Source organism: Bradyrhizobium sp. I1.14.4, assembly GCF_050435825.1.
GTDB lineage: Bacteria > Pseudomonadota > Alphaproteobacteria > Rhizobiales > Xanthobacteraceae > Bradyrhizobium.
In genome coordinates this window covers 64,836-71,837 of the sequence record NZ_JBNDLA010000033.1, presented here as the reverse complement: position 1 = coordinate 71,837, position 7,002 = coordinate 64,836, and the positions used below count along the sequence as shown (strand labels likewise).

Annotated in this window: 6 protein-coding genes; 1 reads left to right on the top strand and 5 read right to left on the bottom strand. The window is 66.6% G+C overall.

Annotation, left to right across the window (positions count from 1 at the left end; translation table 11 throughout):
- Window positions 1-150 precede the first annotated feature (150 nt).
- On the bottom strand, window positions 151-1,521 hold the full coding sequence (locus tag ABIB78_RS35150; protein ID WP_429033296.1) for an MmgE/PrpD family protein: 1,371 nt from the start codon (window positions 1,519-1,521) through the stop codon (window positions 151-153).
- Window positions 1,522-1,683: 162 nt separating this feature from the next.
- Between ABIB78_RS35150 and ABIB78_RS35145 the strand changes: the two genes are divergently transcribed.
- Window positions 1,684-2,823 (top strand): FUSC family protein, encoded by a 1,140-nt coding sequence (locus tag ABIB78_RS35145; protein ID WP_429033294.1) that lies wholly within the window; start codon window positions 1,684-1,686, stop codon window positions 2,821-2,823.
- Between the two features lie 7 nt (window positions 2,824-2,830).
- On the opposite strand, the gene ABIB78_RS35140 is transcribed toward ABIB78_RS35145, so the two are convergent.
- The 4 genes from ABIB78_RS35140 to murA all read right to left on the bottom strand — a co-directional run bounded on the left by ABIB78_RS35140 (window position 2,831) and on the right by murA (window position 6,801).
- A complete protein-coding gene (locus tag ABIB78_RS35140) occupies window positions 2,831-3,487 on the bottom strand; it encodes a 2-hydroxychromene-2-carboxylate isomerase (RefSeq protein ID WP_429033291.1) in 657 nt (218 codons plus the stop codon).
- A 3-nt stretch (window positions 3,488-3,490) separates the two neighbouring features.
- Complete coding sequence (locus ABIB78_RS35135; protein ID WP_429033289.1) at window positions 3,491-3,964, bottom strand: DUF2867 domain-containing protein; 474 nt, start codon at window positions 3,962-3,964, stop codon at window positions 3,491-3,493.
- On the bottom strand, window positions 3,961-5,358 hold the full coding sequence (locus ABIB78_RS35130; protein WP_429033286.1) for an MATE family efflux transporter: 1,398 nt from the start codon (window positions 5,356-5,358) through the stop codon (window positions 3,961-3,963). Before ABIB78_RS35130 ends, ABIB78_RS35135 begins: the two co-directional genes overlap by 4 nt.
- Window positions 5,359-5,508: 150 nt before the next feature.
- A complete protein-coding gene (gene murA, locus ABIB78_RS35125) occupies window positions 5,509-6,801 on the bottom strand; it encodes a UDP-N-acetylglucosamine 1-carboxyvinyltransferase (protein ID WP_429033284.1) in 1,293 nt (430 codons plus the stop codon).
- Between the last annotated feature and the right edge of the window lie 201 nt (window positions 6,802-7,002).

The window sequence follows — 7,002 nt, the reverse complement described above, 5'->3', positions numbered from 1 at the left end:
ATCCGTTCGTTCATCCCACAACTAAGCCCAAGCGAATGCGCCAACTATTTCGCTCACGCAGGCTATGTTTCAAAATGACCGGAATCCGCTTTAGGCCGGGACGACAGCAGTAGCTGCAGCTCGCAACGTGCGCCACCTCGACGGCTTGCCCTACTGCCGCCCCAGCTGCGTCGCCTTCTCCACGCGATCGAACCGCTCCAGCGTCAGGATCGCATCCGCGAGCTGGTCGGCGCGCTTGTCGAGCACCGGGCGGGCCAGCGTCAGAAACTTCTGCTGCATCGCCTGCGCATCGGGGAACGAGGTCGGCTCGCCGGAGGGATCGGCGTAGAGGCGCTCATGGGTGCCGTCATCGGTGGTGATCGAGACGCGGGCGCCGAACGGGTGGGTGCGGCCGACCTCGAGACGGTCGTCCTGCACCACGTCGAACTTGTCGGCCAGCGCGTCGATCGCCGCATCACCGAGCCGGTCGTAGTCGTCCCAGCCGAAATGGCCCTGATCGAGCGCGATCGCGCCGGTGAAGAACATCGAGAACTGACCGCCGACCACCGAGGTCGGGTGGCGCTTGGTGGCGGCGTCGCCGGTCAGCGTGATGCCGTTGCGGTGCAGCCCGATCTCGACCTTCCTGATCTGATCCGGCGTCAGATTGTGCTCGCGCCGCATCGCGATCAATGCGTCGATCGCGGCATGGGTATAGCGGCAACTCGGATACGGCTTCACGCCGATCTTCAGGGTCTCATAGGTGTGGCCCAAGCCCGCCACCGCCTTGTCCGGATGCGCGTCGTCGCTGTAGCCGACCAGAAGGCCGTGCTTGCCCTCGACCGCCTCACTCGAGCCGACGAAGTCGTTGCGCGCCAGGGTCGCGGCGATCACGCCGTTCATCGCGGCGGCGCCGACCTGGTAGCGCTTGTTCCAGGCGCCGTTGACCAGGAATTGCAGCGAGCCGGCGGCCTGGCTGCCGGAGACGCCGAAGGCGGAGATGATCTGCGCCTTCGACAGGGCGAACAGCTTGGCCGCCGCCGCCGCGGCGCCATAGGTGCCGGCGGTCGCGGTCGGGTGGAAGCCGCGGGCGTAATGCGAGGTTGGGTCGAGCGCGTTGCCGAGCCGGCAGCACACCTCATAGCCGGCGACGATCGCGGTCAGCACGTCGCGGCCGGAGGCGCCGACCATCTCGCCGACCGCAAACGCGGCGGGCACCACGGGGGCGCTCGGATGCAGCGAGGAATCGGCGTGGGTGTCGTCGAAATCGAGCGAATGGCCAAGTGCGCCGTTGAGCAGCGCCGCGACTGCCGGCGTCCAGGTCTTGGTGTCGCCGAACACGGTGGCCTCGCCCTTGCCGTCCAGCGCCAGCGCCTCCAGCATCTTCATCAGCGAGGGCGTCGATTCCGCATCGCGGCTGGCGCGGATGGCGCTGCCCAGGAAATCCAGCGTCAAGACCTTGGCGCGCTCCAGCACCTGCAGCGGGATGTCGGCATATTTCAGGTCGGCGACATAGGCGGCGAGCGTTGCGGTTTCGTGGGCCATTGTGTTTCCTCAATTTTGCGGCGCAGGGTAGGCGGGCGGGTTTGGCCTTTCAAGCCACCTTGCCGCCGCGGGCAGCAGCCATGCTCCAGTTCGCTTAGCTTCAAGTCGCTTGGCTTCAAGTCATGTAACACGGGCCCTTCCATTGATTGCGGATCACGGCGCATGAGGACCTTCGTAAAACGCATGTTCGACCAGCTTCGGACCCGCAAGACGCAGCTGGCATTGGCGGTCCGGATCGCGTCCGCCGGCGTGGCGGCCTATACCATCGCGGTGGCGTTAAACCTTATGCTGCCGCTGTGGGCGGTGCTGACCTCGCTGATCGTGACCCAGATGAGCGTCGGCCGCTCGCTGAAGGCGACCCGCGACTACATGCTCGGCACCATCGGCGGCGCGATCTATGGCGGCGCGATCGCGGTGCTGATCCCTCATTCCGGCGAGGGCAGCCTGCTGGCGCTGCTGGTGCTGGCGATCGTGCCGCTGGCCTTCGTCGCGGCGCTCAATCCCAGCCTGAACTCGGCGACGGTGACGGCGGTGATCGTGCTGTTGCTGCCGACGATGCATCACTCCAATCCGCTGGACTCCGCGATCGACCGCGTCCTCGAGGTCACGGTCGGCGCACTCACCGGACTTCTGATCTCGTTCCTGGTGCTGCCGTCGCGCGCGGTCAGCCAGATCAGGGTCAATGCATCAAATCTCTTGGAACTGCTCTCGGCGGCGTTCGCCGAATTGCTTGCCGGCCTGACGCGCGGTCTCGACAACGACGCGTTGCACCGGATCCAGGACGGCATCGGCACCGCGGTGGCCAATTTGCACGCGACCGGCCTCGAGGCCGAGCGCGAGCGCTCCATGCATTTGTCATCCGGGCCGGATACCGGTCCGTTGCTGCGGACCATCCAGCGCCTGCGGCATGACGTCGTGATGATTGGGCGCGCCTGCGTCGTGCCGCTGCCGGCCGACATACAGGCCAGACTGGCGCGGCCGCTGGCCGACGTCAGCAAAGCGATCGTGACTTACATGGTGGCGGTCGCGACCGCCTTGCGCGCCGGCAGCGGCCCGGCCGACATGGCGCCGGTCGATGCGGCGTTGCATGCCTACAGCGAGGAGGTCGCCGCGGTGCGAAGGGATGGCCTGATCCGCGGCCTGCCGGTCGATGCTGCCGAGCGCTTCTACGCGCTCGGCTTCTCGCTCGACCAGATGCGGCAGAACCTCAACGACCTCAAGCGCTGTCACGGCAATTGGTGCACGAACGAGGATGTCTCGGAGAAGGTCGTCGCGGACACTCCGGAGAAGAGCGCGGCATGATCCCGGACTATGTCCTGCGGCGCGTCAGGCCCTTGCTCTCCATCCGCCAGATCAGGAGGTCGATACGGTCCTGACCGAAGAACGGTTCGTTGGCGAATACGAAGGTCGGCACGCCCCAGTGGCCGGAGGTGGCGTGCGCGTCCTCGTTGCCCTTGATGACCGCTTCATAGCGATCGGGATCTGCCGCGATGGCCGCATCCATTGCGGCGAGATCGAAGCCGGCGGCATCAGCCGCTTGGGCCAGATGGTCGCCCTCATTCCAGCCCTTCACCGAGCCGTCCCACAGCACGCGGCTGATGGCAGCGGTGAAGGCAAGCGAGCGTTCTTCAAGCTGCGCGGCGGCGCCGAGCCGGGTCAGGCGATGGATGTAGGGCTGACGTTCGGCGACATCGAGCGTCGTCATGTCCTGCACGATCGGGTCCGGACGCGGAAAGCGGAACGGAATGTTCTCATGCTTGGCGACACGGCTGGAGTCGAGCACGACATAGCGGGCGAAGCGCGGATCGGCCTTCTTGAAGAAGCCGGGTACGCGCACGGCAAGCGGATAGACCGGCCGCAGATTCACCGCGACGTCGTAGTCGTCGACCATCTTCAGCGTCTTCGGCAGCGCCAGATAGCTGTAGGGACTGCGGAACGAGAAGAACAGGTCGACCGACAAGGTCATGAACTAGCCTCCGGCCTTGCGCAGCATCGCAGGCACGATCAGGCGGTGGAACGGCAGGATCAGCGCGAGATAGGCCCGCCCGAGCCAGTTGTGGGTGAGCACCAGCGTGGTCGCGGTGATGCTGCGTGCGGGCCCTTCCGGCGCGACGTCGACGACGAGGCGGAAATCGAGATGCTTGTCGTTGAAGCCGGCGACCAGCCGCTCCGGTGTTTCGCTGACGACCGGAAATATCCCGATCATGTCGCGCGCCACGCCCTCAGCCGCGCCCGAGGTTTTCAGGCCGAGCGGTGCGACCAGGAGATTGCGCAGGGCGACCAGCCACTCGATCCAGCGCGGTTGTCGCTCCACCATGGCCTCAGCGGCGTGTCGCGCATCGAGATCGGGGCGCGTGGTCGCAATCCGAAACGCATCGATGAACTGCGCGCCGGCGAGCAGCGCAGCGGAATCCACGTTCGGCGTGACCTCGTCGACCTTCATCCCGCCAGTCTGCGTGCAAGCAGGCGGAAACGCAAGATAAGGAGGGTCGCATAAACCGCAGTGCCGAGCGACAGTCCGATCCAGACGCCGGGAGCCTTGAGTCCGGCCCAGAAGGCGAGCGCGGAGGCCGACGCGAAGCCGATCAGCCAATAGCTGATGACCGCGAACAGCAGCGGCACCTGGGTGTCGTTCATGCCGCGCAGCGCGCCGGCGGTGGTGGTCTGGACGCCGTCGGCGATGAAGAAGGTCGCGCCGATCAGGAGCAGCGCCGCGGTGAGCTGCGCGGTGGCGTCAGAGGCCTCGCCGAGGAACAGCGCCGCGATCTCGAAGCGCGCCAGGATCACTGCGAGCGTCATGACGCTCATGAAGATCCCGCTGAGCGCGACCGCGACAAAGCCGGCGCGCCGCACCGCGTCGGTGTCCCGGCGGCCGACGGCCTGGCCGACCCGCACCGTAGCGGCCATGCTGACGCCGAACGGCACCATGAAGAGGATCGCCGCGATCTGCAGCGCGATCTGGTGCGCCGCCAGCGCCGTGGTGCTGATCACGCCCATCAGCAGGCCGGCCGCGCCAAACAGGCCGTATTCCAGCAGGAAGGCGATCGAGATCGGCGCGCCGACGGCGACAAGCTTGCCCATCAGCGGCCAGTCGATGCGCCAGACGCGGCTGAAGACATGGTATTTGCGGAACGGGCGGCGGCGCGCCGCGAACCACACGCCGGCGAGGAAGGTGCCGAGATTGACGATCGTGGTCGCAAGCCCGGCGCCGAACATGCCGAGCTCGGGCATGCCCCATTTGCCGTAGAGCAAGAGATACACCATCAGCGCGTTGGCCGGAATCGCCGCAAGCGTGATCCACAGCACCGGCTCAGGCCGGTTCACCGCGCTCATGAAGCCGCGGATCGCAATGAACCACAGCGCCGGCAGGATGCCCCAGGCGAGCCCGACCAGATATTGCTGCGCCAGATGCGCGGTGGCCTGGGTCTGGCCGAGCGCGAGCAGGATACGCTCGCCTTGGAACGGCAGCGCCATCAGCGGCAGCACCATGAAGAAGCCGGCCCACAAGCCGACCCGGAGTGCGCGCCGCATCACGCGCGGGTTGCGCGCGCCGAACGCCTGCGCCGCCAATGGCGAGACAGCGGACATCATGCCCATGCCGATCGTGAAGCTGACGAAGTAGACGGTATGCGCCAGCGCCGCCGCGGCGACGTTCTCGCTGCCGAGCCGGCCGATGAAGGCGAGATCGGTCGTCATCATCGCGATCTGCCCGAGCTGCGTCAGCGCAAGCGGCACCGCGAGCTTCAGCGTTTCCGCGAGCTCGGCCGTGAGCAGCTTGCGAGGGACACCGACGGCCGCGCGCGGCGCGGCCGGGTCGATCTTGTCGATGCAGGTCATGGCGGTACGCTTAGCACGGCAAACCGGCCGGAAGGATGGCCAAGCTGCCCAAACGCGACGATCTCACGCAGAGATAATCGCGTCCCAATCTGTCGTTTGAGCATGATCTGACCGGGAGGCCGCTTCACACTCTTCCGGATCATGCCCGGATCACGATCGCGCGGGTATCCGCTTGATCTTGGCGCCGAGCGCGTTGAGCCGCTCGTCGATCCGCTCATAGCCGCGCTCGATCTGGTCGGCATTGTTGATGGTGGAGGTGCCCTCGGCGCACACCGCGGCCAGCAGCATCGCCATACCGGCGCGGATGTCGGGCGAGTTCATCGGCGCGCCGCGCAGCCGGCTGGAACCGGCCACGATCGCACGGTGCGGATCGCACAGCACGATGCGGCCACCCATCGCGATCAGGTTGTCGACGAAGAACATCCGAGATTCGAACATCTTCTCGTGCATCAGGATGACGCCGTCGCACTGCGTCGCAGTGACGATCGCGATCGACATCAGGTCGGCCGGGAACGCCGGCCAGGGCTGGTCCTCGAGCTTCGGCACATGACCGCCGAAATCGTCCTGGATCTTCATGGTCTGGTTCGACGGCACGACGAGGTCGTCGCCCTCGATGCCGCAGACGATGCCGAGTCGCTCAAAGCCCATCCGGATCGAGCGCAGGTGCTCGACGCCGGCGCGCGCGATGCGCAGCGGCGAACGGGTCACCGCGGCAAGACCGATCAGCGATCCGACCTCGATATGGTCGGGTTGGATCGCGTAGGTCGTGCTGCCGAGCGCTGCCGGCCCGTGCACGACGATGGTGTTGGTGCCGATGCCTTCGATCTTGGCGCCGAGCGCGACCAGGAAATTGGCGAGGTCCTGCACATGCGGCTCGGAGGCGGCGTTGCGCAGATAGGTGGTGCCGCGGGCGGCGACGGCGGCGACCAACGCGTTCTCCGTCGCGGTGACGCTGGGCTCGTCGAGGAACACGTCGGCGCCCTTCAGGCGGGTGGCGCGGAATTCAAGCCGGTGCGTCGCGGTGACCGTGGCGCCGAGCTGCTCGAAGGCCAAAAAGTGCGTGTCGAGCCGGCGGCGGCCGATCACATCGCCGCCAGGAGGCGGTAGCGCGACCTCGCCGCAACGGGCGAGCAGCGGACCCGCGAGCAGGATAGAGGCGCGGATGCGCGCGCACAGAGCCGGATCGAGATCGGCGGCGCGGATCTCCTTGGCATGAATCTGCAGCGTGTTGCGCTCGGTCCATTCGGCGCTGGCGCCGACCGAGCGGCACAGCTCGACCAGCGTTTCGGTGTCGCGAATGCGTGGCACGTTGGTCAGCGTGACCGGATGCTCGGTGAGCAGCGCCGCTGCGATGATCGGCAGCGCGGAGTTCTTGTTGCCCGACGGCTCGATGGTGCCCGAAAGGCGGCGGCCGCCTTCGACGATGTATTGGATCGGCGGCACGCGAAATGTCCCCTAACGCAGCATTCAGGCTCGGATTCGAACTTGGCCACAAGAAATTCCGTAACGGAATCAATGGCTGTCCGGCACCGTAACACAATTCGCGGCGCAGCTTCCACACGAAAGGTAACCGCGCGACGGCGCCGATCGCGCTGTTACGGACACGTCATTCTCACCGAGCCATCGCGACGGCACGCGCGTATC

Bases quoted from the DNA above. Each gene is read 5' to 3' on its own strand.
- ABIB78_RS35150 (WP_429033296.1), bottom strand. From the start codon at position 1,521: ATGGCCCACGAAACCGCAACGCTCGCCGCCTATGTCGCCGACCTGAAA.
- ABIB78_RS35145 (WP_429033294.1), top strand. From the start codon at position 1,684: ATGAGGACCTTCGTAAAACGCATGTTCGACCAGCTTCGGACCCGCAAG.
- ABIB78_RS35140 (WP_429033291.1), bottom strand. From the start codon at position 3,487: ATGACCTTGTCGGTCGACCTGTTCTTCTCGTTCCGCAGTCCCTACAGC.
- ABIB78_RS35135 (WP_429033289.1), bottom strand. From the start codon at position 3,964: ATGAAGGTCGACGAGGTCACGCCGAACGTGGATTCCGCTGCGCTGCTC.
- ABIB78_RS35130 (WP_429033286.1), bottom strand. From the start codon at position 5,358: ATGACCTGCATCGACAAGATCGACCCGGCCGCGCCGCGCGCGGCCGTC.